This is a genomic window from Tychonema sp. LEGE 07196 (genome assembly GCF_963890365.1).
Lineage (GTDB): Bacteria > Cyanobacteriota > Cyanobacteriia > Cyanobacteriales > Microcoleaceae > Microcoleus.
In genome coordinates, this window is sequence record NZ_CAWPRX010000202.1 from 42,474 (window position 1) to 69,472 (window position 26,999).

Annotated in this window: 27 protein-coding genes; 20 read left to right on the plus strand and 7 right to left on the minus strand. The window is 46.3% G+C overall.

Annotation, left to right across the window (positions count from 1 at the left end):
• Nucleotides 1–34: 34 nt before the first annotated feature.
• Both AACV78_RS24480 and AACV78_RS24485 read left to right on the plus strand, forming a co-directional pair.
• Nucleotides 35–484, plus strand: a complete 450-nt coding sequence (locus AACV78_RS24480; protein ID WP_228042000.1) for a RusA family crossover junction endodeoxyribonuclease — start codon at nucleotides 35–37, stop codon at nucleotides 482–484.
• A complete protein-coding gene (locus tag AACV78_RS24485) occupies nucleotides 481–1,167 on the plus strand; it encodes a HepT-like ribonuclease domain-containing protein (RefSeq protein ID WP_194008171.1) in 687 nt (228 codons plus the stop codon). Before AACV78_RS24480 ends, AACV78_RS24485 begins: the two co-directional genes overlap by 4 nt.
• A gap of 169 nt (nucleotides 1,168–1,336) precedes the next feature.
• On the opposite strand, the gene cphA is transcribed toward AACV78_RS24485, so the two are convergent.
• Both cphA and AACV78_RS24495 read right to left on the minus strand, forming a co-directional pair.
• A complete protein-coding gene (gene cphA / locus AACV78_RS24490; protein WP_194008170.1) occupies nucleotides 1,337–4,060 on the minus strand; it encodes a cyanophycin synthetase in 2,724 nt (907 codons plus the stop codon).
• Between the two features lie 495 nt (nucleotides 4,061–4,555).
• Nucleotides 4,556–5,449, minus strand: coding sequence for a cyanophycinase (locus tag AACV78_RS24495; protein WP_194008169.1), 894 nt, complete (start codon nucleotides 5,447–5,449; stop codon nucleotides 4,556–4,558).
• Between AACV78_RS24495 and AACV78_RS24500 the strand changes: the two genes are divergently transcribed.
• The 10 genes from AACV78_RS24500 to larB all read left to right on the plus strand — a co-directional run bounded on the left by AACV78_RS24500 (nucleotide 5,448) and on the right by larB (nucleotide 12,020).
• Nucleotides 5,448–5,633 (plus strand): hypothetical protein, encoded by a 186-nt coding sequence (locus AACV78_RS24500; RefSeq protein ID WP_194008168.1) that lies wholly within the window; start codon nucleotides 5,448–5,450, stop codon nucleotides 5,631–5,633. The genes AACV78_RS24495 and AACV78_RS24500 overlap by 2 nt on opposite strands.
• Before the next feature lie 170 nt (nucleotides 5,634–5,803).
• Nucleotides 5,804–6,478, plus strand: coding sequence for a tRNA (guanosine(37)-N1)-methyltransferase TrmD (trmD, locus tag AACV78_RS24505; RefSeq protein WP_194008167.1), 675 nt, complete (start codon nucleotides 5,804–5,806; stop codon nucleotides 6,476–6,478).
• Nucleotides 6,479–6,742: 264 nt separating this feature from the next.
• Nucleotides 6,743–7,354: an ATPase gene (locus tag AACV78_RS24510; protein ID WP_194008166.1), complete on the plus strand. Its 612-nt coding sequence runs from the start codon at nucleotides 6,743–6,745 to the stop codon at nucleotides 7,352–7,354.
• Nucleotides 7,311–7,490, plus strand: a complete 180-nt coding sequence (locus AACV78_RS24515) for a hypothetical protein (protein WP_193975548.1) — start codon at nucleotides 7,311–7,313, stop codon at nucleotides 7,488–7,490. The genes AACV78_RS24510 and AACV78_RS24515 overlap by 44 nt, the downstream gene beginning before the upstream one ends.
• Before the next feature lie 95 nt (nucleotides 7,491–7,585).
• Entirely contained in the window at nucleotides 7,586–8,065 is a 480-nt protein-coding gene (gene ispF / locus AACV78_RS24520; RefSeq protein WP_194008180.1) for a 2-C-methyl-D-erythritol 2,4-cyclodiphosphate synthase, read from the plus strand.
• A 33-nt stretch (nucleotides 8,066–8,098) separates the two neighbouring features.
• Nucleotides 8,099–8,617 carry a hypothetical protein gene (locus AACV78_RS24525; RefSeq protein ID WP_194008165.1) on the plus strand — a complete coding sequence of 173 codons (519 nt, stop codon included), beginning with the start codon at nucleotides 8,099–8,101 and terminating at the stop codon, nucleotides 8,615–8,617.
• A gap of 7 nt (nucleotides 8,618–8,624) precedes the next feature.
• Complete coding sequence (locus AACV78_RS24530; RefSeq protein WP_255512904.1) at nucleotides 8,625–9,062, plus strand: PIN domain-containing protein; 438 nt, start codon at nucleotides 8,625–8,627, stop codon at nucleotides 9,060–9,062.
• A 13-nt stretch (nucleotides 9,063–9,075) separates the two neighbouring features.
• Complete coding sequence (locus AACV78_RS24535) at nucleotides 9,076–9,198, plus strand: hypothetical protein (protein WP_255512903.1); 123 nt, start codon at nucleotides 9,076–9,078, stop codon at nucleotides 9,196–9,198.
• A 28-nt stretch (nucleotides 9,199–9,226) separates the two neighbouring features.
• On the plus strand, nucleotides 9,227–10,999 hold the full coding sequence (locus AACV78_RS24540; protein WP_194008164.1) for an ABC transporter substrate-binding protein: 1,773 nt from the start codon (nucleotides 9,227–9,229) through the stop codon (nucleotides 10,997–10,999).
• Between the two features lie 247 nt (nucleotides 11,000–11,246).
• Nucleotides 11,247–12,020, plus strand: a complete 774-nt coding sequence (gene larB, locus AACV78_RS24545; protein ID WP_194008163.1) for a nickel pincer cofactor biosynthesis protein LarB — start codon at nucleotides 11,247–11,249, stop codon at nucleotides 12,018–12,020.
• A 521-nt stretch (nucleotides 12,021–12,541) separates the two neighbouring features.
• Here larB and AACV78_RS24550 read toward each other — a convergent pair.
• The gene (locus tag AACV78_RS24550) at nucleotides 12,542–13,159 is read right to left on the minus strand and encodes a hypothetical protein (protein WP_194008162.1); all 618 of its coding nucleotides are present in this window, start codon (nucleotides 13,157–13,159) and stop codon (nucleotides 12,542–12,544) included.
• A 316-nt stretch (nucleotides 13,160–13,475) separates the two neighbouring features.
• Between AACV78_RS24550 and AACV78_RS24555 the strand changes: the two genes are divergently transcribed.
• The 3 genes from AACV78_RS24555 to AACV78_RS24565 all read left to right on the plus strand — a co-directional run bounded on the left by AACV78_RS24555 (nucleotide 13,476) and on the right by AACV78_RS24565 (nucleotide 15,296).
• The gene (locus AACV78_RS24555; protein WP_194008161.1) at nucleotides 13,476–13,688 is read left to right on the plus strand and encodes a chlorophyll a/b-binding protein; all 213 of its coding nucleotides are present in this window, start codon (nucleotides 13,476–13,478) and stop codon (nucleotides 13,686–13,688) included.
• Nucleotides 13,689–13,833: 145 nt separating this feature from the next.
• On the plus strand, nucleotides 13,834–14,373 hold the full coding sequence (gene psbP / locus AACV78_RS24560; RefSeq protein WP_194008160.1) for a photosystem II reaction center PsbP: 540 nt from the start codon (nucleotides 13,834–13,836) through the stop codon (nucleotides 14,371–14,373).
• Between the two features lie 272 nt (nucleotides 14,374–14,645).
• A complete protein-coding gene (locus AACV78_RS24565) occupies nucleotides 14,646–15,296 on the plus strand; it encodes a nucleoside triphosphate pyrophosphatase (RefSeq protein WP_194008159.1) in 651 nt (216 codons plus the stop codon).
• Nucleotides 15,297–15,652: 356 nt separating this feature from the next.
• Here the strand turns inward: AACV78_RS24565 and AACV78_RS24570 are convergent, their stop codons facing one another.
• The gene (locus AACV78_RS24570; RefSeq protein WP_194008158.1) at nucleotides 15,653–16,573 is read right to left on the minus strand and encodes a calcium-binding protein; all 921 of its coding nucleotides are present in this window, start codon (nucleotides 16,571–16,573) and stop codon (nucleotides 15,653–15,655) included.
• A gap of 531 nt (nucleotides 16,574–17,104) precedes the next feature.
• Between AACV78_RS24570 and eno the strand changes: the two genes are divergently transcribed.
• Both eno and AACV78_RS24580 read left to right on the plus strand, forming a co-directional pair.
• The gene (gene eno / locus AACV78_RS24575; RefSeq protein ID WP_194008157.1) at nucleotides 17,105–18,385 is read left to right on the plus strand and encodes a phosphopyruvate hydratase; all 1,281 of its coding nucleotides are present in this window, start codon (nucleotides 17,105–17,107) and stop codon (nucleotides 18,383–18,385) included.
• A gap of 292 nt (nucleotides 18,386–18,677) precedes the next feature.
• Nucleotides 18,678–20,114, plus strand: a complete 1,437-nt coding sequence (locus AACV78_RS24580) for an RNA-guided endonuclease InsQ/TnpB family protein (protein ID WP_194008156.1) — start codon at nucleotides 18,678–18,680, stop codon at nucleotides 20,112–20,114.
• A 14-nt stretch (nucleotides 20,115–20,128) separates the two neighbouring features.
• On the opposite strand, the gene argC is transcribed toward AACV78_RS24580, so the two are convergent.
• Nucleotides 20,129–21,187 carry an N-acetyl-gamma-glutamyl-phosphate reductase gene (gene argC, locus AACV78_RS24585; protein WP_194008155.1) on the minus strand — a complete coding sequence of 353 codons (1,059 nt, stop codon included), beginning with the start codon at nucleotides 21,185–21,187 and terminating at the stop codon, nucleotides 20,129–20,131.
• Between the two features lie 307 nt (nucleotides 21,188–21,494).
• Here argC and AACV78_RS24590 point away from each other — a divergent pair, with 307 nt between their 5' ends.
• Nucleotides 21,495–22,511 (plus strand): sulfate/molybdate ABC transporter ATP-binding protein, encoded by a 1,017-nt coding sequence (locus AACV78_RS24590; protein ID WP_194008154.1) that lies wholly within the window; start codon nucleotides 21,495–21,497, stop codon nucleotides 22,509–22,511.
• 214 nt (nucleotides 22,512–22,725) lie between these two features.
• On the opposite strand, the gene AACV78_RS24595 is transcribed toward AACV78_RS24590, so the two are convergent.
• Together AACV78_RS24595 and hisF are read right to left on the minus strand one after the other, a co-directional pair.
• A complete protein-coding gene (locus tag AACV78_RS24595) occupies nucleotides 22,726–23,067 on the minus strand; it encodes a low temperature-induced protein (RefSeq protein WP_194008153.1) in 342 nt (113 codons plus the stop codon).
• 538 nt (nucleotides 23,068–23,605) lie between these two features.
• The gene (hisF, locus tag AACV78_RS24600; RefSeq protein WP_194008152.1) at nucleotides 23,606–24,376 is read right to left on the minus strand and encodes an imidazole glycerol phosphate synthase subunit HisF; all 771 of its coding nucleotides are present in this window, start codon (nucleotides 24,374–24,376) and stop codon (nucleotides 23,606–23,608) included.
• A gap of 971 nt (nucleotides 24,377–25,347) precedes the next feature.
• Between hisF and AACV78_RS24605 the strand changes: the two genes are divergently transcribed.
• Nucleotides 25,348–26,334 carry an adenylate/guanylate cyclase domain-containing protein gene (locus AACV78_RS24605; protein ID WP_194008151.1) on the plus strand — a complete coding sequence of 329 codons (987 nt, stop codon included), beginning with the start codon at nucleotides 25,348–25,350 and terminating at the stop codon, nucleotides 26,332–26,334.
• A 202-nt stretch (nucleotides 26,335–26,536) separates the two neighbouring features.
• Entirely contained in the window at nucleotides 26,537–26,971 is a 435-nt protein-coding gene (gene psbU, locus AACV78_RS24610; protein WP_194008179.1) for a photosystem II complex extrinsic protein PsbU, read from the plus strand.
• Nucleotides 26,972–26,999: the final 28 nt, after the last annotated feature.

Sequence of the window (26,999 nt, forward strand, 5' to 3'; positions counted from 1 at the left end):
TATCCCGATCCGTCCGAGGCGGCAGTCAGGACACTTGCAGTCAGATCAAATAATCCCCGATCTTCTATTTAGAAATACTTTGGCGAGATTTGAGTTCATAGTAGATGGGCCACCCGTATCACAACAAGCTCGCAGACGAGATCGTCTTAAAGCTTGGAAAATGACGGTGAGAGAAGAGGCTGAAAAATACTGGTCTTCAGAGCAAAAAACAGCTACCGGGCTCGTTATGCTCCAGATAACTTATTTCTACGATTCTGTTAAAATTGATGTGGATAACATAGTAAAGCCAATTCAAGATGCAATTATAGGGTTAGCCTACGTCGATGACGATCAAGTAACCGATGTTATAGTCCGCAAGAGGAATTTATCGGGTAACTTTAAAGTAGAAAATATGACCTCTATCCTAGCGGAAGGATTTGCTCGTGGTAATGAATTCTTGCACATTGTCGTAATTAATGATCCTGACCAAGAGGTACTGACATGATAGCAACCCCAACTGCAAACATAGAAAGAGAGCGCTTACTCCAATTAGCAGAAGAGTATCGTGAGAGAGGTTATGAAGTTTCATTTCATCCAAACCTGGAAGATTTACCTGACTTCCTGAAAACCTATCGCCCCGATATGATAGTGCGCCTGGGTGAAGAGTCAGTAGTTATTGCAGTCAAATCACGCTCCTCACTCAATTCATCTTCTACTCAATATTTACGCAATTTAGCCCAAGCAGTAGCAGAAAATCCTGGTTGGAGATTTGAGTTAGTGATGACTAACCCGGAGGATGCAGTCTATTTTCCAAAAGCTGAGGGTTCTCTGCAAGAGGATGAAATAGAATCTGGCTTACAAGTGGCAAGGCAACTTGTAGCACAACAACATCTAGAGTCAGCTCTGCTATATTCCTGGTCTTTAGTTGAGGCAACTTTGAGAATTGTTGCGAAAAATGAAGAGCTAAGTTTGCCAAGATTAGAGCCACTTTATTTAGTAAAAAAACTGGCAACTGAGGGGCTAATTTCCCAATCTGAGTATCAGTTACTAATGAATATGCTTTCATTGCGTAACGCTATTGCTCATGGCTTTAAAACTACACAACTTACGCAAAACTCTGTATGCGAACTGATTGAAATTGCAGAGGAACTATTGGAATCTCTGCATACTGGTGAAGCAACAGCGTAACATTTGAAAAAGCATAAAATTTACGCACTGAACATAAAACAGCCTGGTTTGAGATTGCTCACCCGCTGCAATGATCAAAAAATCGTAGTGGTGCGTCAGTTTTGTTAAAAAAAATAGGTTGGGTTTATTTTCGTCAACCCAACCTATTAATTCAATGAGACTTAAGACTTTAGCCTTGATTCACAACGGTTGGTTTTAAACTGTCGGGCGATTCCAAAGATCGATCGACAATAGCAGCATTTACCACAGATTCCTGAATCGGTTTCCGGGCTTCAATTAAACCCAGAGCTTTCGTGACACCTTCGGGTAAAATCACCACCAAACTGCCGGCCGGCGCTTCGTCTAGGGCTTTGTTAACCGCCGTTATTTCGTCGAGAATCAACTCGTATGCAACTTTAGATCTATCGGCAGTTCCAGCAGAAATCGCCTCTTGAATCCCTTGGCAAATTAACTTTGCTACCACACCCGGTTCTCGCCCGCGCCTGTCAATATCTTCTTTGACAATAATGCGATCGAACATTTCGGCCGAAAGTTTGCCCAAGGTGACAAAATCTTCATCTCGCCTATCCCCCGGCGCACCAACTACCCCGATCCGCATTCCCGGCCAATTCTGCACGAAACTGCCCAAAGCTTGGTAGCTGTGGGGGTTGTGGGCGTAGTCCAGCAAAGCGTGATAGCTGCCCAAATTAAACAAGTTCATCCGTCCGGGAGTTTGACCTACCGATGCCTGGAAGCTTGACAAAGCTGCCCGAATATCTTCTATTTTCAAGCCTTGGGCAAAGGCCGCCAAACAAGCTGCTAAAGCATTAGCAATCATAAACGGCGCGCGCCCGCCCATCGTCAGCGGCACGTTCACCGCCTGCTCGATTCTCAGCGTCCAGTCGCCTTTCAAAATCGACAAATACCCATTTTCGTAAATTGCCGCCAGCCCGCCGGCAGCGGTATGTTTGGCAACCAGTTCGTTTTCCGGGTCCATCGAAAAGTATGCAATTTGAGCCTTGACACGCTGCGCCATTTGTGCGACTAGCGGGTCGTCTGCATTTAACACTGCATAGCCTTTGGGCATTACCGACTCGACGAGGACGCTCTTGAGTTTGGCGAGTTGTTCCACGGTGTCGATGTCGCCAATTCCCAAATGATCGGCCGCGACGTTCAAGACTACGCCGACATCGCACTGATCGAAGCCCAAGCCCGATCGCAAAATTCCACCTCTAGCCGTTTCCAGCACCGCCACTTCCACCGTCGGATCGGACAAAATCAAGTGAGCGCTTTGCGGCCCGGTATTATCTCCGCTTTCAACCAAATAATCGCCGATATAAGTGCCGTCGGTAGTCGTGTAGCCGGTAATTTGACCAGTCTGCTTGAGAATGTGGGCCAGCAGGCGAGTTGTTGTAGTTTTGCCGTTGGTTCCAGTCACTGCTAAAATCGGCACCCGGCTGTGTTGAGGCGAGGGGAAAAGCATATCGAAGACTGCGCCGGCAACGTTGCGGGGCAAACCCTGACTCGGGGCGACGTGCATTCTGAAACCCGGTGCTGCGTTTACTTCGACGATCACGCCGTTCGTATCCCGCAGGGGCACAGAAATATCGTCTGTTACTACGTCAATGCCGGCGATGTCCAAACCGATGATTTTGGCCACTCTGGAAAACAGCCAGACGTTTTCTGGGTGGATTTCGTCAGTGCGATCGACTGCAATGCCACCGGTACTCAAATTTGCTGTGGCGCGCAAAAATACTCTTTCGCCCGCCGGCACTACCGAGTCCATCGCGTAGCCTTGTTTTTGCAGCAAATCGAGGGTCAATTTGTCGATCGTGATCCGGGTGAGTACGTTGTCGTGTCCGTCTCCCCGCTGCGGATCGCGGTTTACTTCTGCGACGAGCTGTTCTACTGTATCCCTGCCGTTACCCACAACGTTAGCGGGGACTCGTTCTGCGACTGCTACGACTTGTCCGTTGACTACTAACACTCTGTGGTCGCGGCCGGTGTAGTAGCGCTCGACAATGATGCTTTTTGTTTTTGAGGCGGCGCTGGCTAAGTCGTAGGCTTCTTCTGCTACTTCCCAAGAGTTGATGTCGATTGTAATCCCGCGGCCGTGGTTGCCGTCTAGAGGTTTGAGGACGATCGGAAAACCGCCCACATCTTCGATCGCCCCCTGCAGTTCGTCCAAATAATGAATCACCGTCCCTCTCGGCACCGGCACGCCCGCCGCACCCAGAATATTTTTGGTACCTTCCTTGTCGCAGGCTAGTTCTACCCCCAAAACTCCCGTGCGGTTGGTCAGAGTTGCCTGAATCCGCTTTTGATGAACTCCGTAGCCTAGTTGAATCATAAACCGGGCGCCCAAGGGCAACCAGGGAATCCCGCGCGCTTCTGCTTCCTTGATCAGGGTTTCGGTACTCGGCCCGAGGGCTGCAGACAAAGCAAACTCTCTGAGGTCTTTCAAATCTTGCGCTAATTCCGCCGCAGGATAAGAGCCTGTATCGGCAATGCTCTGGCACATCCGCACCCCCGCCCTGGCTGCATAGCGACCTGCTTGTTCGTTTTGATACTCGATTACTACTTGGTAAATCCCTGGTGTGGCAGTCTCGCGGGTGCGACCGAATCCGGCGGGCATTCCTGCCATTTCCTGAAGTTCTAGGGCTACGTGTTCGATTACGTGTCCCATCATTGTGCCTTCTCGCACCCGTTCCAGGAAGCCTCCCCGATGGCCGGGAGAACAGTGATGGTCGTCCAAACTCGGAAGTGCTGCGGTCAAGCCTTCGTAGAAGCCTGGAATTTCAGATGTGGTTTTATCTGCCAACTCCTCTAAATCCAGACGCATGAGTACGAGTTTGTGGCGTCGGATGCTCCAGTAGTTGGGGCCGCGTAAGGTCTGGATTTTAAGTATTTTCATCGCAGTTATAGGGGTATGGGGCGCGAAATCTTATAGGTAATTGGAGCATTTATTCAATTTGGAGCTTACTTGGACGATCGACTGTTCGCAGCGAACAGTTTGACAGTGAATTTCTAGTGATTAGCGGGAGCGTCAATCTTAGATTTTAGATTTTAGATTTTAGATTTTAGGTTTATTCTACAGACAGATCGATCGTCTCGGAGATCCAACAAAATTCTAAAATCAGGGGTTCTCAACACTCATAGCGTCGCGGGCGCAATATCCGTTTTTGGGCCCGTCAGCGTTGAAAATTCATGGCAGAGCGATCGGCTCAAAACAAGCAAAAGTCAAGGTTCGGCAGAAACTAGAACGCAGAAGGTAGCATTATTTTGTTGATTCTACCTTCTGGGGTCAGCCCGTGGCTTCACGGCTAATCTATTGTATTCCTGCATCCATTATTTGACCGGAATGCCACCTAATTTCTGGCGAATCAATGACTCTAATATTCTGCATTAGTTAGTTAGCTGTGCGACATTCCGAAGGCCAGCCAGACTCCGAACAAGCTGCCGATGCCATCGGTTGGCCTAGGGGCATATTGTAGCAATCGCCGTGACACAGCACGTGCAAGCGCATATTGAACAGACTTAAGGGTTCTGTCGCTCCTACTTGGGACTCATTGGTATAAAAGTTTTCCCGAGAATCAACAATAGTCACAGTGCCTTTACCGAGAACTTTCAGAGTATCGTCTCCCTCAAATAAGGCGCAGGTATCTTCGTCAATACCAATAGCGAGGCGATCGGGATAGCAAGCCACAGCCGACAGCAAGCGAGCCATGCGGTTTCGGTTGTGAAAATGCTGATCGACGATAATCTCTGGAATAATGTTAAGTCCGTTTGCCATATCTACTAAAGAACGATTCGGCGACGCGCCGCTTCCCCCACCTGCAATCATGTGATATCCCATCACCGCAGCACCCGCGCTAGTGCCGGCGAGGGTAATCTTGCCTTCTTGAGCTTCTTTGCGAATTTTCTCCATCAGCGGGGTGTCCGCCAGCAGCCCGCAGAGCCGCAGTTGGTCGCCACCTGTGATGAATACGCCCGTACAGTCTTCTAAATAATCTTTCCAGACGGGATTTTCTGCTTGTTGGCGTTCGCGGATGTCCACTACTTTGACAGCGCTAACGCCCATTTCGTCAAATATAGTGCGGTAGCGGTTGCTCGTTCCTTCGGGGTCTCGCGAAGCGCAAGGAACGATCGCCAGCCGAGCGTTTGTCCCCCCAGCACGGCAAAAAAAGGTATTCAGAATCTCTCGCCCGTGAACTTTGTCTTCGGCTCCTCCGATGACCATAATCGAGGTTTTGATCCGCTGGGGAAGATTTTGTTCGAGGGCTGGAGATGTCAACTGCTGCATGGTGTGTCTTCCTCTGGTGGATGTGAAATTCAATTTTGCTGTGGTTGTGGGTAGAATTGGGCTTTTTAAGAGTAAATATTTTTTTGTAGCAGTGATGTGCGGGCGGCGTAACTATCCCTCGCCAGAATCGCCTCACGCGCGATCGGGCAGTTTGGGGGCGAGTTTGCTCGATCCGCTGTCCTGAGAACTGATTATTTTTGTACAACAAAACCGGACACCAGACAAAGGAAGAGGATTTAACTTGCAAAAATTCTCACAAATTATAAGAAATTATAAATAATAATGCAATTACTGAAAACGGATATCCCTCTAAGGGTCAAACTAGAGGAGATGTATCAATAAATTCCAATTATTTTGCGATTTGACGTTGTAACTCTATTTCCAGAATTTTTTATCGCTCCCCTAGCATCGGGACTGATGGGCAAAGCCTTAGCTAAAAAGATTGCTGAGGTGAATTTTGTCAATCCCCGCGATTTTACCACAGACAAGCACCAGCGAGTCGATGACGAGCCTTACGGGGGCGGAGTCGGGATGCTGATGAAGCCGGAACCGATTTTTGCGGCGGTGGAGTCGCTACCTGTGTTACCGAGGCGCGAGGTGATTTTGCTGACTCCGCAGGGCGAACCGATGCAGCAGCCGATGTTTCGGGAGTTCGCCACCGATCGCGATCAGTTAGTGTTGATTTGCGGGCACTATGAAGGTGTGGACGATCGAGTGCTGCATTTGGTAACTCGCGAAGTGTCTCTAGGCGATTTTGTGCTCACCGGGGGCGAAATTCCGGCTTTGGCTTTGATAAATGGGGTTTTGCGATTGTTGCGGGGAACTGTCGCAAAGGAAGATTCGCTGAAGTTTGAGAGTTTTGAAGACGGACTTTTGGATTATCCGCAGTACACTCGACCGGCCGATTTCCGGGGATTGAAGGTTCCCGACGTATTGCTGTCTGGTAATCACGCAGAAATTGCTCGCTGGCGCAAGGAACAGCAAATTGAAAGAACTCGCCAAAGGCGGCCGGATTTGTTGGAGGATTAATTAACTGAAGTAGATGGAATAAGTCATTGGTCATTAGTCATTGGTCATCAGAAAGAAGAGGTATACAGCGAGCTTTTGAGCGATCGATAATTTACGTTTAATTAGGTCGATTTACTTAGCAAGTTGCTCGTTACCAGACCGAGCCTGGTAATGCAGATAGGCGAGGCTCTACCTTTTTTGATCTGGCAACTTACAGGATACAAAACTGTAGGAGGTGCTTCAGTTAATTTTTCGCTCCTCAGTACAAATTTAACTTGTAAATTTATGCCGAATCTTTATATCATTGGCGGCGCTAACGGTTCCGGCAAAACCACTGCATCAATGAGTTTATTACCCAACTTTCTGGACTGTTTAGAATATGTCAATGCTGACGCGATCGCGGCTGCACTTTCACCATTCAATCAACAGTCGGTAGCCATTACCGCCGGACGCATTAGGCTAGAAAGACTGCAAATTCTGTCTAATTCGGAAACAGATTTTGCTTTTGAAACTACTCTAGCAGCCCGCAGCTTTGCAGCTTTTGTAAGAAGTTGTAAAACTAAAGATTATACAATTAACTTAATTTACTTTTGGGTGCGATCGCCCGAACTAGCCGTAGCAAGAGTAGCCCGACGGGTAGCTAGCGGCGGTCATTCTATCCCAGAAGATGTCATCCGCCGCCGCTATGACAGAGGACTGGGAAATTTGATTGCTCTGTATTTGCCACTGTGCGACAATTGGATTATCTATGACAACTCTCACGAAACTGCTCAGTTAGTGGCTGAAGGAATGATCGATCAAGAACAGATCATCTATAATCTTGAAAGCTGGAATCAAATCAATCAAAGATCAAATGAACACATTAAAACCCAGACAACTTTTATCTACAAAGATTAATGAGGGAGTAAAAGCTGCCATTGCGGCTGCTATTGAAAAACACCGCAAATTAGGCGAATCTATTGCGATTTGGCAAGATGGAAAAGTTGTAATTTTAACAGCCGATCGTATTCCTCCAATATCTGCCGAAAAGTAAAAAAGGTCGATCGCCCAAAAAACTGACTAATCTCGACACAGACTGTGAAATAATTGTCTGCTGTCTGCATTTGGCAAACATCTACTTTTTTTTACATGAACATCCGCATCGGTAACGGCTACGACATTCACTGCTTAGTTCCAGAACGCCCCCTAATCCTCGGCGGCGTACACATTCCCCACGAATTAGGCTTATTAGGACACAGCGACGCAGACGTGCTTACCCACGCGATTATGGACGCGATGCTGGGAGCTCTCAGCTTGGGAGATATCGGCCTGTATTTCCCGCCAACTGACCAAAAATGGAAAGGTGCAGACAGTCTAGTGTTGCTAGAACAAGTCAATCAGTTAATATTAGATAAAGGCTGGGAAATTGGCAATATAGATTCTGTAATTGTAGCAGAACGCCCCAAGCTGAAACCGCATATTGAGCAAATGCGCGATCGGCTTTCTGGTGTTTTACAACTAAAACCAGACCAAATCGGCATCAAAGCAACTACCAACGAAAAGTTAGGCCCTGTCGGGAGAGAAGAAGGAATCGCCGCCTATGCTGTAGTTTTGTTGATGCTAAAATAGAACTTTAATCTACGTTTTAGGAAGACCAAAACCATGCAAACTGAAACCTTGGATTTAGAGTTACCCATAGACGCGGATATTATCGCATTGGATAAGGACGATCGCATAGTCGTGCTAATCGAGGTCAAAATTAATCAAGCTCAAGAAGCAGCCGCAAAACAGAAAATTGTCGATCGCGCGATCGATTGGGTGAAAACAGCCCTATCAAAACTTTCAGAAACAAATGCGGTCATTCCTTATGCTATGTTTGTTGACCTCGAAGAAATTCTCGTTTTCAAATGGGACGGTACTCTTTTATCTGAAGCAGTTTTATGTTTAAAAACGGCTGACATCCTTCACTATTATGACTCAAAATTAGGCGATCAGCGGATATTTGAGCCATACTTAACTAGGTTGATTGAAGCATGGTTGCGTGACTTAGCTTATAATTGGAAGTCTGAGATTCCGCCAGCATCGGAACAGATAGCAGAAATCGGTTTGCTGCCGTTGCTAGCAGGTGGAACAACAAAGTCAAGGGTAGAAATTGGTGGTGATTTTATATATAGAAACTAACTTTTTGATGAGTATTGCTACAGGGCGCGATCCTGATGCCAATAACTTGTTACTGAGTGTCCCAACATCAGTCCGCATTGCCATACCTGCTATTTGCTGCATGGAAGCTCTCTCGGCTTTAGAAGATGAGATCAAGCGCCGCAACCGTTTTGCAGATGAACAGAAAAAACAAATTAGCCAGCTCAAGCGCGATCTTACTTCGTCTTATGCTAAGTCTCTTTTATTCCATGTAGAAGAGTCTTTGAATGAAAATGAAGGATTGCTCAATAATATTAAAGTACGTCTTTTTGAGGCTCTTGAATTATTAGCTGACAATGTGGAGATGATTGAACTAACAGCAGATACACTGCAAGAAAGCTTGAATACAGTTCTCATTGAAGAAGATCCGACAGATAATTTGATTCTCGCAAAGCATCTTGAATCACGCACACTTACACACTCATGAAATCAAGGTATTTTTGAGTAATAATACAAAAGAATTTAGTGTGCCGGAAGTTCAAGATGCTTTGCGAGAAGCAGGAATAACCAAGTATTTCTCAGTCACTAAAGATTTTCTAGGTTGGCTACAATCTCAGTCATAATCGCACGCAGATGCTACAGTAAATTATTATGAAAAATTTCACTATTTTACATTCAAAGCGCCGCTGGTTGGCTGTTTTGCTAGCTCTAATTGCCACTATCAGTCTGTCTGCTTGTCGTCCCGCCCGATCGCAATTAACCAACAGACTCGTAGTTCCCACCCCCAGCGGCCCGTCTACCTTCAACTACCCGCTAAATCAGTCTGCATATAGCGTTTTTGGCTATATGTACGAGGGATTGATTAACGAAAACGGCTTGACATCTCAGCTAGAACCAGGTTTAGCAGAGTCCTGGAAAGTATCTAAAGACGGCAAAAAGATTGTCTTCACCCTGCGAGAGGGATTGAAATGGTCTGACGGCGAACCCATGACAACAGATGACATTATTTTCAGCTATGAAAAGATTTATTTCAATGACAAAATCCCTAGCGGCTTAAAAGATACTCTGAGAGTTGGCATGAGTCGCCAATTCCCCAAACTCAAAAAAATTGACAGCCGCCGCGTAGAATTTTCCGTTGCAGAACCCTTTGCTCCTTTTATTAGATATGCTGGAGGAATCCCAATTTTACCAGCTCATATTTTACAGGAAGCTGTCAGCAATACCGATGCAGGTGGCAACTCCCAATTCCTGTCTACTTGGGGTACAGATACCGATCCGAAAAAAATTGTCGGTAACGGTCAGTACCGAATGCTAAGCTATACTCCCAATCAGCGCGTGGTTTTGGAACGAAATCCGTATTTTTGGCGCAAAGATGCTGAGGGAAATGCTCAGCCCTACATCCAGCAAATTGTTTGGCAAATCATTGAAAATACTGACAATCAACTGTTGAATTTTCGATCGGGCGATTTGGATACTCTGGACGTGCAGCCGGAGGTGTTCCCCCTGTTGAAACGAGAGGAAAAACGCGGCAAATATACGGTTTTCAACGGCGGCCCGGACACTGGTAGTGTGTTTATGACCTTCAATCTGAATCAGGGGCGCAATGCTCAAAATCAGCCGTTTGTAGACCCGGTTAAGTCTCGCTGGTTTACCAATCAGGAATTTCGGCAGGCCGTAGCCTACGGTATAGACCGATCCGCCATGACTAACAATATCTATCGCGGACTTGGCGCGCCCCTGTATTCCCCAATTCCGGCACAAAGTCCCTTTTACTTGTCTCCAGAACAGGGATTAAAAACTTACGATTACGATCCGCAAAAATCGAAAGAGTTGCTGTTGAATGCTGGTTTTAAATATAATAGTAACGGCGATTTGTTGGATGCTGAGGGCAACAAGGTTCGATTTACTTTGTTAATAGCGGCGGGGAAAAAAGTTCGGGAACAAATGGCAACGCAAATTAAGCAAGATTTGGGTAAATTGGGGATGCAAATTGACACGCAGTTCCTGAGTTTTAATACTTACGTGGAAAAGCTGCGCCTGACGCGGAATTGGGATACTTACCTCGGCGGTTTTACGGGAGGTACTGAACCGCACAGCGGCTACAATATTTGGTCTGTTAATGGGACTTTGCACAGTTTCAACCAGGGCCCGCAAGCTGGAGAACCGCCGATTAATGGTTGGAAAGTGTACCAATGGGAGCAAAAAATCGATGACCTTTATGTGAAGGCTTCCCAAGAGCTTGATGAGGCGAAGCGCAAGGAGCTTTATGGGGAGGCGCAGGAGATTATAGCGGAACAAGTGCCTTTTATTTATATGGTCAATCCGCTGACTTTTGAGGCGGTGCGCGATCGCATTTCGGGAATTCGCTATAGCGCCCTCGGCGGTGCTTTCTGGAATTTGTACGAGCTGAAAATGGCAGAATAGTTAGTTGTTAGTTGTTATTGGTTAGTTGTTATTGGTTAGTTGTTATTGGTTATTGGTTACTAACAACTGATAACTGATAACTGACAACTAACAATTGACAACTGAAAACTGATAACTGAAAACTGATAACTAACAATTGACAACTGAAAACTGACAACTGACAACTGATAACTGAAAACTGACAACTGATAACTGAAAACTGACAACTGAAAACTGAAAACTGACAACTGACAACTGACTAATATTTATGCAGCCTGAAATTTTACAAAAATTGCTCGAATCTGTGGCGGCGGGCGATGTAAGTCCCACCGCAGCTTTGGATAAATTAAAGCATTTTGACTTTCAACAAGTAGGCGATTTTGCCAAAATTGACCATCACCGCACCTTAAGAACTGGTTTTCCTGAAGTCATCTTTGGCCTAGGGAAAACGCCAGACCAAATTGTTGAGATTGTCGAGGCGATGCGCGGGCGAAATCCTGTGGTGATGGCGACGCGAATTGAACCGGAAGTTTTCGAGCGATTGCAACAAAAAATACCCGATTTGTGCTACTACCAAAAGGCTCGAATTTGTGCAATTTCTGCTGATTCCCCAACTCGCCAGCATCCGGGTACTGTGACTATTATCAGTGCGGGAACGGCGGATTTGCCTGTGGCGGAAGAGGCGGCTGTGACGGCGGAACTTTGCGGTTTTGAGGTGCGGCGTTTGTGGGACGTGGGAGTTGCTGGAATTCACCGCTTGTTGAATAATCGGCACGTGATTGATGATGCTGATGTGTTGATTACGGTTGCTGGTATGGAAGGTGCTTTGCCGAGTGTAGTTGCGGGTTTGGCGGATTGTCCGGTGATTGCGGTGCCGACAAGTGTGGGTTACGGCGCGAGTTTTGGGGGGATTGCTCCTCTTTTAACTATGCTCAATTCTTGTGCGGCCGGTGTAGGTGTGGTTAATATTGATAACGGGTTTGGTGCGGCAATTTTAGCTTGTCAAATCTTAAGAACTGCTGACAAAGTAGGGAAAAATTAAATAAGCTGTATTGGATTTAACTTGCCTTAAACTTCCATTGTACTCCCAACAGAAACTATCCCGAACAGTTCTGGACGCACTTCCGATAAAGCAATCGGGTTTTTTATTTTTTCGGCGGATTGCAGTCAAGGATTTTGGTAAAAAAATCTGGTTTCTGGGAAAGGTGCGTTCTGGAGTCCTTGGTTTAAGAGGTCGTCCGCGCTACAAACCGTTTTTGTGATGGTAATCGATCGGACGCGATCGCAGTCCTAATTATCGACCTTGAATCTGCGGTTTCTCTATCGATTCCCTGACTCAATGCCAGCCTTCTCTCTCAAAGTCCAAGGTTCAAGAGATGCACAGCCTCTGCATCTGCATTACCAGGCTGTGCCTGGTAACGAGCTATCTAAAATCTACAATCTACAATCTCAAATCGACTGATTTTTTACATTTTTGAGAAAGGCTATATTCTTGAGGGCGGGTTCTGAACGCCCGCCCTAGGGATTGTTTGAACAAATGCAGACATATCCCAAACATCAAGCTCAGCCGCCTTGAAAATCCAGCCAATGCGGATAACCGGAAGAATCCTCTGCTTTCAACTTTTGAGCCTGATAGGTCTTGGTAGTCCAATTAGCTACTGTTTGCAGGTTTTCTGTCAGACAACTTTCGCTGCCAAATGCTTCAAATCCCAAAGTCCAAGAGGGATTGCCGTTAATGTTCAATTGAGTAACTTCGACGCTGCAACCTTGGGGAACTGGGGCTTCTACTGGTACAGATATTAAGGAACCGGGGGCTGAAACTTGGTAAAGACGCAGCGCTCGCTTTTTCTTGACTCCCATCCACTTTCCTGTCGCCAGAATATCCGCCGATACCGGTGCCATCGTGTCGGCACAAACCCACTTGAGCCACTTCTCGGCCTTGCCTTCCCAGCGGTTGCCGAACTGCATCGCCCCTAACTCTCCCTGGCGCCACTTTACTTCTAGGGTTTTCCCGCGCAGCTTGACTCCCAAGTAGTCGCAACCGGGTACTAGCAAATATATGTCTTCGCGCTCTTCTGGAGGCGACAGATACCCTCCGAGACTATCGCTTCCAAACCATTGCCCGATCGATTTTGGCAACGCACCGTTATAAAACCACCGCATTTCCAGACTGGCCCGCATAAACTTTTCCTCCGTTCCACAATTTTCGTCAAACCCAGACCGGATTTGCTACACACCATCGACTTCTGCACGTCTCAACTCTATCCTCCCCCCTCTTGGGTTCAGAGTCTACTCTCAGAGGATGTGAGATTTGAAAATTGCGAATATGCGAATAATTGATTATATAAGGGTTAAGAGCTTGTCTACTGTGGGATTTTTGGTGGAAACTCAGGTCAAAATAGGGTATTTGAAAAAAAAAATTACGCAATCCTTTACATTTCTTCATAAGTCTGTTACATTTAGTTACAGTACATGAAAAACAATTTAGGAAACAGACATGACTAACAAAGGCTTAATGCTGGACGACCAAGGTAAAATGAACAATTTTGCGATCGAGCCGACAGTATACATCGATGACGAACCCCGCACAGGCTTTACCCCCTACGCAGAACGTTTAAACGGCCGCCTTGCCATGATTGGCTTTGTTTCTCTCTTGGCTTTAGAAGTTTCGACCAAGCACGGACTGATTAGCTGGCTAACCAACCTGTAATGATTTTGTTAAAAATTAAACTTGACGGCTATGGCTTGCCAGCGATGCACAAATGGCAATCCATAGCTTAACTATTTTTAGGGGCTAGGTTTGGTGAGATAATTAAAATTAAATATTTTAGTGTTACCCTACTCGCGTAAAAATAATGCTCAAACGAATTGTGGCCCTACTTCTGGTGGTTCTAAGCCTCACCTTGACCGGTTGTGTGTCTCAAGTGACCGGACTCAAAAGCCACATTGATACTGGCGACGGCTATCAATTTCTCTATCCTAATGGCTGGCTGCCGATCGCAGTTTCTAATGGGCCCGATGTGGTGTTCCGCGATTTGATCCAGCAAACCGAGAATGTCAGCGTGGTAATCAGTCCAGTCGCGGGCGGAAAAACTTTGGCGGATTTGGGAACGCCGACGGAAGTGGGATACAAGCTTAGCAAAAATTCCCTCGTCTCGACAGATTCTGGCCGCGAAGCTGAATTAATCAGTGCAGAAGCTCGCGAATCGCGATCGAAAAGCTATTACATTTTAGAATACGCCGTCAAACTCCCAAACCAAGAACGGCACAACTTAGCCAGCGTAGCCGTCAGCCGCGGCAAACTTTTTACCCTTAACGTTTCCACTACCGAAGAACGCTGGCCGAAGGTAAAAGAAGCTTTTGAGAAAGTCGTTAAATCTTTCTCTGTTTATTAGGAAATTGGGAATTGGGCGAGCGCGAAGCGGAGGGATGGGGAATAGTTTAAGATCGAAAACTTAATAACTTAAGCCCTCCTACAGCCCTCTATCCTGTAAGTTGCGAGAAAAAAGGAGGCTCTTCGGAACCCCAGAAGCATTACCAGGCAGAGCGAAAGTAACGAGAAATCGCTTAAATTATTAAATTTTCATTCCTTAGTTTATTTTTCTGCCTTCTTACCTCTTCCTTCTTCCTTCTTCCCTCTTCCCTCTTCCTTCTTCCTTCTTAAATTATGAAAATTCCAACTTTTGTATTGGCTTCAGCTTCCCCAGCGCGCCGCAGCCTACTAAATAGCGCTGGGATTCAAGCTGTGATTTGCCCCAGCGACTTTGATGAAGGGCAAATACAAATGAGGGACGCTACTCAATTAGTCCAAGTTTTAGCAGAGGGAAAAGCTGAAGCTGTAGCTAGCTTTTTGCTGGCTAATTCTCACCCGCAAATCCCCAATCCCAAATCGTGTTTGGTGTTGGGATGCGATTCAATTTTGGTCATTGATGGCGAAATTCACGGCAAGCCGAAGGATGCCGAAGAAGCAATTTTGCGCTGGCAGAGAATGTGCGGAAAAGTTGGCGAACTTTATACAGGCCATGCTTTAATTGATACGAGATTTGATAGTTTCGATCGCACAATCGAGCGATCGATCGTTCGCTATCAAGTTACAAAAGTTCATTTTGCCGAAGTTACCTCGCGCCAAATTGTGGCCTACGTCGCTACCGGAGAACCCCTCGCCTGTGCTGGTTGTTTTGCGCTGGAAGGTAAAGGCGGATTTTTTGTGGAAAAAATCGAGGGCTGTCACACGAATGTGATCGGGTTGAGTTTGCCTCTGCTGCGGCGAATGCTGGGCGAAATGGGATATGATGTGGCGGATTTTTGGCAATTTTAATGTTGGCTGGATTGAGCGGAAAATTGGTCTACGAATCTAATTCAAAAAACTGAGTTTTTTTGGGTTTCTACACCTGTAATATTAATTCCGGTTGCACCGTCAGGTGATTGTTGACTGTTGACTGTTGGCTGTTGGCTGTTGGCTGTTGGCTGTTGAGTGTTGACTCGATTTTATTATTCCGATGCAACCGGAAACGATATAACGAACTTTTTTCATAAAAACCCGTTTCTAGCCACCCGCGCGAATCTAAGAAACCGGGTTTTTTGGGGTTTCTGCATTGTAACGAATTCTTCTGGCAAAAACCCGGTTTCTGGGCTACGGATCAAAACAAAAGAAACTGGTTTTTTTCACAAATCCTATCCAAGGACGATCGCCCCGTCGGATACAGAGATAAACTGAAGTTGAGAAGGCGACACATCTTTCACCAAACCCAAAATATTGCCGCTACTAGCTTCTCGAATCACCGTCGCCTTAGTATTTAACACTCTAAAATCAGCAGTTCGGGGCTGTCCGGGAGGAAAAGGGCCGCTGCTGTCATAATCTCTGGCATCACCAATTGTTAAAAACCTTTCGCTCAAAACAATGTCATTTCGTGTCAATCCTCCCGCCAATCCAATCACATCACCTTGGGCAGGATTGTAGTCGAGAATAAAATCTGCCGGCACTTCATCTACTTGACCCAGAAAATTGCCAGCAGGACGTGGTTGATCTGAACCAATTTCTCCCGAAGTTGTTTCAGCTTCTCTTCTGAGGACAAATAAATCTGCACCTTCTCCTCCCCAAAGTCTATCGATTCCAGCATCACCAATCAGAGTATCATTGCCTGTTTCACCTACTAAATTATCGCTGCCTTTACCGCCTCGAACAAAGTCATTTCCCGTACCTCCGTAAGCTACGTCATCGCCTAAATTTCCACTCAGAACATCGTTAGCGCATTCTCCGTACAGGATGTCAAAATCTTGACCGCCGCGAATAGTATCGTTCCCACAACCTCCGATTAAAGTATCGCTGCCGCTGTTCCCGTTCATCAGTTCGGCACCGCCAGAACCTCGGACAAAATCGTCGCCGGCTAAGGCCCGCAAACCTCCAGGAGTGTTGCGGAGAATTCCGTTGGCTAATTGAACGATATCGTCATTGAGAGTAAGGTCAAAAAAATTGGGATCGCTACCTGAATTTGGCAAAGGCCCTGTTAGTAATCTGATGTTTGGGGGATCGGGAATTATGGGGTCGGCGTTTTCAGCTAATGCTCTAACTTCTCCAGGATTTGTTTCTAACATTTGAGGTTTTTCCTGTTTGATTTAGTTGGTTGATATTCTGATCTTAACAAAGGTTTCAATGGGAGCATCTGGGGCTTTGCAACAAGTATTTTTTTACTGTGCGTTTGCTCTCGCTCGCGTGCGCTTGCTCCCCTCGCGCGTCAGACAGCTACAGATGCTCGCGCACAGATGCTCCCGGTTGCAATTAACTATTCTGCGTGAATCTGCTGTGAAAAAAATTAAATTACTGTCAAAATGATCTAAGATCATTTTTCATAAAGTAGCGCTAGACATTACCCCCCCAACCCCCCCGCGAGTTCGGGGGGGCTAAGACTTCATCCATACCACATCTTTAGAAAAATGGTATAAGATAATTTTTCAACAAATATTGCTTGTTGACACCAAAGCGATCGCCCAAATCCGCAAAAAGTTTGAAATGAGCGCTAATAATTGTGGGGATCGCGTACTCTATTACCCGTTAGCAGTCAGTTACCGAAAGCCTGCTGAATGCTAATTGTCATCAACCATTGAGTTAAGTCAGGAATCGTTAATATGCAAGACACTGCGATCGAATCTATTCAAGCCAGAGAAATTCTCGACTCCCGCGGCCGCCCCACCATTGAAGCTGAAGTTTATCTAGCTAACGGTGTTGTCGGGCTCGCCCAAGTCCCCAGCGGTGCATCTACAGGCTCTTTTGAAGCCCACGAATTGCGAGACGGCGACAAAAACCGTTACGGCGGGAAAGGAGTTTTGAAGGCTGTTGCTAACGTCGAGCACAAAATTGCCCCTGCTTTGGCTAATTTGGATGCGATCGACCAAGCACTGGTAGACCAAACCATGATTGACTTGGACGGTTCTCCCAACAAATCCCACCTCGGAGCCAATGCCATTCTCGGAGTCTCCCTGGCCACAGCAAAGGCTGCCGCCGAGACTTTAGGACTCCCCCTTTATCGCTACTTGGGTGGCACTTTAGCGAACGTTTTACCCGTACCTTTGATGAACGTGATCAACGGTGGTTCCCACGCGGACAATAATGTAGACATTCAAGAGTTTATGATTGTACCTGTGGGAGCGCCTTCTTTTAAGGAAGCTTTGCGCTGGGGAGCAGAAATATTTGCTAGTCTGGCTAATGTCTTGAAAGACAAAAATTTGCTGACCGGTGTTGGGGATGAAGGCGGTTTTGCTCCTAATTTGGGTTCCAATCAGGAAGCTTTGGATTTGTTGATGATGGCAATTGAAAAAGCTGGTTACAAGCCTGGGGAACAAGTTGCTTTGGCTTTGGATGTTGCTGCTAGCGAGTTTTACAAAGATGGGCAGTATACTTACGACGGTGTGGCTCATTCGCCGGCGGAATTAATCGATTATTTGGATGGTTTGGCTGGTCAATATCCGATCGTTTCCATTGAGGATGGTTTGCATGAAGACGATTGGGACAGTTGGGTGGCGCTGACTCAGAAAATGGGTAGTAAAGTTCAGTTGGTGGGTGACGATTTGTTTGTGACTAATCGCACGCGCTTGCAAAAGGGAATTGATTTGAAGGCTAGCAATTCGATTTTGATTAAGCTGAATCAAATTGGTTCTTTGACGGAGACTTTGGATACGATCGACCTCGGCAAACGAAACAGCTATCGATCGGTCATCAGCCACCGTTCTGGTGAAACTGAGGATACTACCATTGCTGATTTAGCGGTAGCGACTCGCGCCGGTCAAATCAAGACTGGTTCTTTGTGTCGCAGCGAACGGGTTGCTAAATACAACCGTTTGTTACGGATTGAGGACGAATTGGGCGATCGGGCGATCTATGCTGGTGCGATCGGTTACGGGCCGAAATAAAATTTGGGAATGGGTAATTGGGAATGGGGTAATTGGCAATTGCTATAACCAATGCCCCATGCCATAAGCCCCATCCCTCCGCTTCGCTCCGCCCAATTCCCATGAATAATTAACTAACAGCCGGGAAGTCCCTCGGTATATTTAGAGGGGATGAAAGGCGGGTCGGTCGTCGCGGACGTAGCCCGACAATTTTATACTTCGGGAGCATCTTGATTCTCAATGTACCTCAAGAGTGTTGAGACAGTAACTACACCAACTACACTGTAAAAAGGTCGAAAAAAGGAAGTTTCTGATGCAGCTCACATACAAATACCGCCTTAAACCCACAAAAGCCCAACAGACAACGATTGCGGCTCATCTAGAACTCTGTCGGAGACAATACAACTACCGATTGGGTGAAAGGTTTAGATGGTGGGAATCTACCAGAACACCCATCAACGCTTGCCCTTTAATTGCTTCGATAGTGCCAGTTGAGGAGATTTACAAAAATATTCCCCTGACTAGAGTACAAACTAGAGACGGTAGGAAAAAGGATGATGCAGGCAATCCCGTGACCAGAAAAGGGGATATTTTCTCAAACATTGATGGTGGTTATGTGCAGTGGCAAACTGTACAGTTGGCTGACTTGAAAAACACCAAAAAATTCTTTCCTGACTACAAGCTCTTGGATTCTCAAGTTTTACAGGATGTAGTGAATCGCGTAGAAACTTCCTTTTCAAATTTTACAACGCCCGATCAAAATGGTCATCGTAAAGGTAAGCCCAAATTCAAGGGGCTTCACTACTACAAATCTTTTACATACCCTCAACTAGATAATCTCGATATCATCAAGGATGAGAAAAATAGGATTTGTATTGACCTTGGAAAAATAGGTCGAGTACCGATAGCCTTCCATCGCTCAATACCGCCAGGTTTTAAGGTTAAGACTGGAACAGTTATCAGAGAAGCAGATGGGTGGTATATTTCCCTAACGCTAGAAGATAAAACAGTTCCAGCAACGGTTGTAGAAATTCAACCGACCGACAAAAATACTCTCGGCATTGACTTGGGAATCACTAATTACGTTTACCTTTCCAATGGCGAAAGAATTGAAAATCCTAGATTCTTGAGGAAGTCTGCTGAGAAGTTAGCGAAACTTCAATCGAAACTAGCTGATAGAGTCAAGGGTTCCAAGCCTTGGCAGATTATCAAGAATAAGATTTCTAGGCTGCACCAATTTGTGGCTAGAACGAGACTTGATTTTCAATTCAAAATAGCACATGAGTTGTTCAGCAAGTGTGATGCTTTGGTGGTTGAAGATTTGAGTATCAAGAAGTTGACAAGACGTACTAAAATCAAGACTGATATTGAAGATAACAAGTTAGTCTATTTGCCAAATGGTCAAGCAGCTAAAAGTGGCTTGAATAAATCAATGCTCGATGCTGCACATGGTCAATTAATTGCTGTCCTCAAATATGTTGCTTGGAAATTAGGTAAAGGCATTTTGTTTGTCAACCCCAAGGGAACTTCTGTGCACTGTTGGAATTGTCTCAACAAGGTACCGAAAGAATTGTCAGATCGATGGCATTCTTGTCAGTGTGGAGAATCTTTGGATAGAGATGAAAATTCAGCCAAGCTGATCAAAAGGATTGGTCTAAATTATCACGAAAGTGGCGGGGGAACTTCGTCACTCAAAAAAGCCCTTGTACAAAGGGAAAAAGAAGCCTGCGGTCTAACGGAGTACCGTTAGACCATCAGGTTCGTTCACGGATAGAAAGCCAATTGAGGCAAACCCAAAGTTTCTTCCCAACCCATCATCAAGTTCATGCACTGGATGCCTTGACCGGCTTGACCTTTAATTAAATTGTCGATCGCCGACATCACAATTACTCTGTCAGTGCGGGGATCGACTTCCACGCCAATGTAACAAAGATTCGTGCCACAAGTCCATTTAGACTGCGGATAAACCCCAGCCGGCAACACTTTCACTAAAGGAGAATTGCGGTAAAAAGCGTTGAAAATCGTGATTAAATCTTCCCGTACCAATCCCGGATCGCGCAAATTTGCGTAAACAGTTGCCAGAATTCCCCGCACCATCGGTACCAGGTGTGGAGTAAATTGGACTTTGATGTCTTTTCCGGCTAAATCGCTGCAAATTTGCTCAATTTCTGGCGTGTGGCGGTGGCGGCCAACTCCGTAAGCGCCTATGGAATTGTCAGCTTCTGCTAATAAGAAGTTAACTTCGGGTTTGCGGCCTCCTCCCGAAGTTCCTGATTTAGCGTCGATAATTGCTGTGTCTGGTACGATTAGACCTTGTTTTAGCAACGGTGCCAGGGCTAATAAACTAGCGGTGACGTAGCAACCGGCACAGCCTACTAATTGAGCGTCTTTAATGCGATCGCGATATAATTCTGGCAAACCGTAAACAGCGGTAGCAGCGAGTTCAGAGTCCGATCGCTCGCCACCGTACCAAGCTTTGTAAGTTTCTAGATTTTCAAATCTATAATCAGCCGATAAATCCAAGACTTTGCACCCTTTTTCGATCAGCTTCGGTGCCATTTGGCAAGCTAAACCGTTAGGCAGCGACAGAAACACAACTTCACATTTTTCCGCTACTCGATCTAAGTCGATCGCCTCAACAGTCAAGTCTATGCAGTTAGTCAGATGCGGATAAAGGCTGGAAAAAGGTTTTCCCGCACTGCTATCCCCGCCCAAATACACTACTTCCGCCGCTGGGTGATCTGCCAGCAGTCGCACAAGTTGCACGCCGCCGTAACCTGAAGCGCCGATAATTCCTACAGGCACACGTCCAACATCTCCCATTTTTCTTTATCCCCTCAGCCGTTGAAGTCAAAAACGCTTGAACTTTTGCTGCATTGTAGTACCAAACGCCAACTTTGGTGACAAAGAATTATATTGTTTTGTGATGGAGGTGCATTTTAGAGAATTTTTGGGCTTTCCAGAGGCAGCTAAGACCATAAAATTAAGTAACTGATGCGCGATCGTGCTATAAAATCTTACATAAACCTATCCATAAACCGGGGATTAACATTTTTCGCTTTTTCCTCGAACCTCGCAGCTCAACATCCATCCGTAAAATCCATTACACTAATCCGTTGCCGAACTTCCTATGGGTATCGTCGTAGAAAATGTCAGTAAACAGTTTGGCAGTTTCCAAGCACTCGATAAAGTCAGTTTAGAAATTGAATCAGGTTCCCTAGTCGCATTGCTAGGCCCGTCTGGTTCCGGCAAGTCAACCCTGCTGCGGCTGATTGCAGGTTTAGAAATGCCCGACTCCGGCAAAATCTGGCTGACAGGCCAAGATGCCACAAATACCAGCGTTCAAGACCGCAAAATTGGGTTTGTGTTTCAGCATTACGCGCTTTTTAAGCACATGACAGTGCGAAAAAACATCGCTTTCGGGATGGAAATTCAGAAAACTGCACCCGCCAAAGTCAAATCGCGAGTAGAAGAATTGTTGAATTTAGTGCAATTAGCAGGATTGGGCGATAGATACCCGTCGCAACTTTCAGGCGGTCAGCGGCAGCGCGTCGCCCTAGCGAGAGCTCTGGCTGTGGAACCGAAAGTGTTGCTACTAGACGAACCTTTTGGAGCTCTTGATGCTAAAGTCCGCAAAGATTTGCGCGCTTGGTTGCGCCGACTGCACGACGAAGTGCACGTTACCACCGTCTTTGTGACGCACGACCAAGAAGAAGCGATGGAAGTTGCGGATCACATTACAGTAATGAATAAAGGTCAAATCGAACAAGTAGGCACGCCCGCAGAAATTTACGACCATCCTGCTAGTGCATTTGTAATGAGTTTTATCGGCCCCGTCAATGTCTTACCCAGCAGTTCGAGAATGTTTCAAGAAAACGGCTTTGACTCAGCCAACCCAGAGATTTTCTTGCGCCCTCACGACGTGATAATTGAAACTACCGAAAATAGTGCAACAGTGCCTGCAAGGATCAGTCGCTTGATTCATTTGGGATGGGAAATTCAGGTAGAATTAACCTTAGATGACGGTCAAGTAGTAAACGCTAATTTGACCAGAGAAAAGTTTGACCAATTGCAGTTACAGCCGCAGCAAAGAGTGTTCGTCAAGCCGAAAGGTGCAAAGTCTTTTCCACTGTTTTATTCTATCTAAATTCCGCTCCGCTCGAACGATCGCCCGGTTCGCAGTGCGTCCTGGCATACGCTCCAATTTGCGGACTCGCATTCCGCACTAGGAAGCTGCTGGCGCGTGCCGTTAATCGAGCGGATACCATCTCTTAGAGATCGAGCTAAATTTAAATAGTATCAAAAACTAGAAAGACACGGCCCCGCCATGTCTCTAGTTTTTGATGCTGATAACTGTGGAGTTAGTCTTTAATGTTGCTCACAGCTTTTTTGACTTGTTGCTCAAAAGATGTAGCTCTTGTGTTAGAAGGATTTTTCATCTTATCTCTGTCAGCATCTCCCTGAACTTCATTAATCCCTTCGTTAGCTTTGTCTTGAGTTTCTTCAAGAGACATAGGATCTTTCAAAACTGCTTTTTGAGCTTCTTTCTCAATCCCCAAAAGTTGATCTTCACCTTTTGTGGGGCTGCTGGTAACAGCAAAAGCTGGGAAAGCATTGGAAACAAACATCAATGCACAAAAACAAACAGCTATTAAACTGCGAACAAAACGCTTGGCAGGAAGATTAAAGCTGATAAAAGACATACAAATTTTCTCCATTTTTACAAATTTTCATCGCTGAGATTGTTAACAGGCTGAAGCTCGTTCAAATTCTGTACAATCTTTAGCTCAAGTTGGATCAAAGCAACAGCCTTGAGCAGTGCCTTTTTCTTAAATTGAGGTAATATATAATATTTAGCCAAAAAAACGGGGATTTGAAATCCTTCTCAGGGAATATTTTGGCTTTGTGTCTTCCGATAGATGAGTCTGGTACATCCCTGAAGTCCGATTGAGATTTGAGATGGGAGTATCTGTGGCAGCATCTGAGCCTGCTCTGCTCGCTAAGGCAAAAAACCCGGTGTTTTTGAGAATCGTGGCTGCTATTCGACAGAGATCGATCGAGCAACCGGGTTTTTTGTCCCATGCGTAATATCGTGGACGGTGGCATCGGAATCATAAAATCGAGTCAACAGTCAGTAGGGGCGGTGGATGGTGCGTGCAGGCCCTCTTAACAGTCAACAGTCAACAGTCAACAGTCAACAATCACCTGACGGTGCAACCGGAATTGATATAACTCGTGAAGTTACTGCAGCCGCACGGGAACTTGATGTTGTGCTAGATAAGTCTTAATTTCTCCGACGCTCAGTTGCCCGTAATGTAGGAGGGAAGCCAGGAGTGCGGCTTCTGCTTTGCCCTCTGTCACGGCTTCGTAGATGTGGTGACAGTTACCCGCGCCGCCGGAAGCAATCACCGGAATTTCTACAACTTCGGCGATGCTGCGGGTTAATCCCAAGTCGTAACCCGCTTGAGTTCCGTCAGAGTCCATGCTAGTCAACAGAATTTCGCCGGCACCGCGCTGTGCGGCTTCCTTGGCCCAGACGATCGCATCTTTCCCGGTATTTTCTCGCCCCCCGCGCACGTACACGTCCCAACCGGGATTATCGGCATCTTGTCGTTTGCGGGCGTCGATCGCCACTACAATGCACTGATTGCCGAATCGATCGCTCGCTTTGTCAATCAAACTCGGATCGCGCACTGCTGCTGAATTAATGCTTACCTTATCAGCGCCCGCCCTCAACAAACTTTTAATCGTGTCCAAGGATTGGATGCCGCCGCCGACAGTCAAAGGGATAAATACTCGATCGGCAGTTTGGTATACCACATCAATCATAATGTTCCGGTCTTCGTGAGTTGCGGTAATGTCCAGAAACACCAACTCGTCAGCACCCGCATCGTTGTATACCTGAGCCATTTCCACCGGATCGCCAGCATCCTTAAGGTTGACGAAATTGACACCTTTGACCACGCGGCCGGCTTTCACATCCAAACAAGGCAAAATTCTTTTTGACAACATAAAATTCTCGTGTTTGTAATTTATACCAGTTCCCAAAAAAAATGCAACTGTAGCCTCGCGACCGAAACCATTATGCAGTAAGTCGTATCGTGTCCGATCGATTTTTGCTATGGTAATCGATCGGACACGATATAGCGGTTCTCAAGCTTGGTGAGGTATGCCCTGCGCGGGCCACCCTTCGACTTCTTCGGGCAAGATGCCCTGCGCGGGCCACGGATCCCCACTGCCCTGCGCGGGCCACGGATCCCTGCGCGGGCCACGGATCCCCACTGCCCTGCGCGGGCCACGGATCCCCATCCCTCCGCTTCGCGCTCGCCCCATGCCCCATCCCTCCGCTTCGCGCTCGCCCACGAGAGCACCTCATGTTACTGACCCAATTTATTGAATCTAAAATCTAAAATGCTATTGTTGACAGATACTTCAAGCCCTGATCGGCCACTGCCTGGAACAGGCTCTGTTGAGATCTGGCAAAATTAGAACTCAAGTAACAAATCTTACAGGTAAAAGATGTTTTAATAATTCTCGGTTAAGGTACAGAGCCATCTGCCAGTTTTTTTTTGGCAAAAAGCAGCAAATTTAACTGCTGAGATACATCTCTGGCGTGAAAAATATGACACTTTCGCTTAAGATCGAAACATAACTACCTTCGCTGGCGATCGTATTGTGGTTAGGCAATCCTGTACGGGTTCGGTGCATCGAGGATGGACTAAATAATTTTAAATTTTGAGAACAGCCGATTTAAGGTTTTTTACTGGCAATCATGAGTTATCAATAGTTCGGACAGTTTTCAATCACTAACGGCAGAATGAGGGTTTCATCCTTCTCAGTGAAGTCCAATGCTAACGGTAAAATGAGGATTTGGGCCTCTGTCTCAAAAACTGTCCTGAGTATTCACTTATGAGCCACGTACTAAAGTTAAGATTGAAAGTTGAAAACCTCAAATCGGTTGAATTGATGTTGTTTCTAGGGCTGTGGTGACTTTGCAAGCCAATCCACATTTGTTACTTCGTACAGAAAGCGGCAATCGCTACTTGCCGCTCTCCGGCAGCAATTGCTGGACAGTAGGGCGGAATGATGACAATAATTTTGTATTGACCGATCGCTGGATTTCTCGCAATCACGCGATGTTACAGCAAATGGAGACGGGAGAATTCTACTTGATCGACTTGGGAAGCCGCAACGGTTCCTTTGTCAACGGGCGGCGGGTGAGTATTCCTGTGACGCTCCGAAATGGCGATCGAATTATTTTCGGTCAAACTGAACTGGATTTCTACAACCCAGCCTCCGGCCGCCGGATCGATCGCATACACGAGACAGACTCAGAAGATTTTACGGCGACTTTGACCGTCCGCAGCCTGATTACCGTCATGGTAATGGACATCCGAGATTTTACAGTTTTGACTAGACAGCTAGACGAAACCCTACTCTCCGAAGTCATCGGGAATTGGTTCCGCAAAGCAGGACACATCATTCGCGAACACGGCAGTTGGGTAGACAAATACATCGGCGATGCGATCATGGCGGTGTGGTTTCACAAACCAAGCGGTGTCAGCACCGAGGAAATGATGCGGATTTGCCAAGCCTTGAGCCAACTGCACAAGGCAACAGACGAGCTCAGCAGCCGTTACCCCCTGCCTTTTCCTTTGCGAGTAGGGGCTGGCATTAATACCGGTTATGCAATGGTGGGAAATTCTGGCAGCAGCGATCGATCGGACTACACCGCCTTGGGAGATACCGTCAACGCAGCATTTCGCCTAGAATCTTGCACCAAGCAACTCGGCAAAGATATCGCCGTCGGAGAAACCACCTACAAATACCTGACCGAATTGGGTGCCGAGGGTGCTTTCGAGCAGCACACCGTTGCTTTAAAAGGTTACGAAACTCCCAGCGTGACTTACGGCGGTACTTATTCTGACTTGAACGCTTTTCTCAAAACCAAAGGAAAGAGTTCTGAATAGGTAAAAAACTGGATGGAGCGTCAAAAATTAACCGATCGCCTCACCTGCGACTAATATCATATATAGTCCGCAATGTCAATACATGAATGTAAACTTTTTTGACGTTTCTACGGGTGCTGGGGATTTATCTAACAAACTGCATAAGCAAAATGGTAGTCTCTACATAATAAATGCTTTGCATGAAATTGGGAGACAAAACTTCATGAAACGATTGGGTCGTCTATTGGCAGTATTGGGCCTAGTGCTGGGCTGCTTTGCATGGGCAGGAGACCAAAGCGCGAGCGCGGCGACATTGAGCCGTCTCGTCTTACCACCATCCTCGCTTATAGTGCTTGACGTTCCGACTAGAACAAATCGCGCCGATGACAAACTTGCCACAGAATACGGCAAAAAAATTGACTTGAACAACAGCGGCGTCCGGGATTTTCGGGAATTTCGAGGGTTGTATCCTACTTTAGCTGGACTAATTATTAAGAATGCTCCTTACGAAGACGTTGAGGACGTGCTCAACATTTCAGGCTTGACGGATGCTCAGAAAAAAGTGCTGCAGGCTAACCTGGACAAATTCACCGTAACTGATGTCGATTCAATATTTATTGAAGGAGACAACAGGTTGAACAACGGTTTTTACGACTAAATAGCAGCGGGCCTCCTTTAAAGGCAGA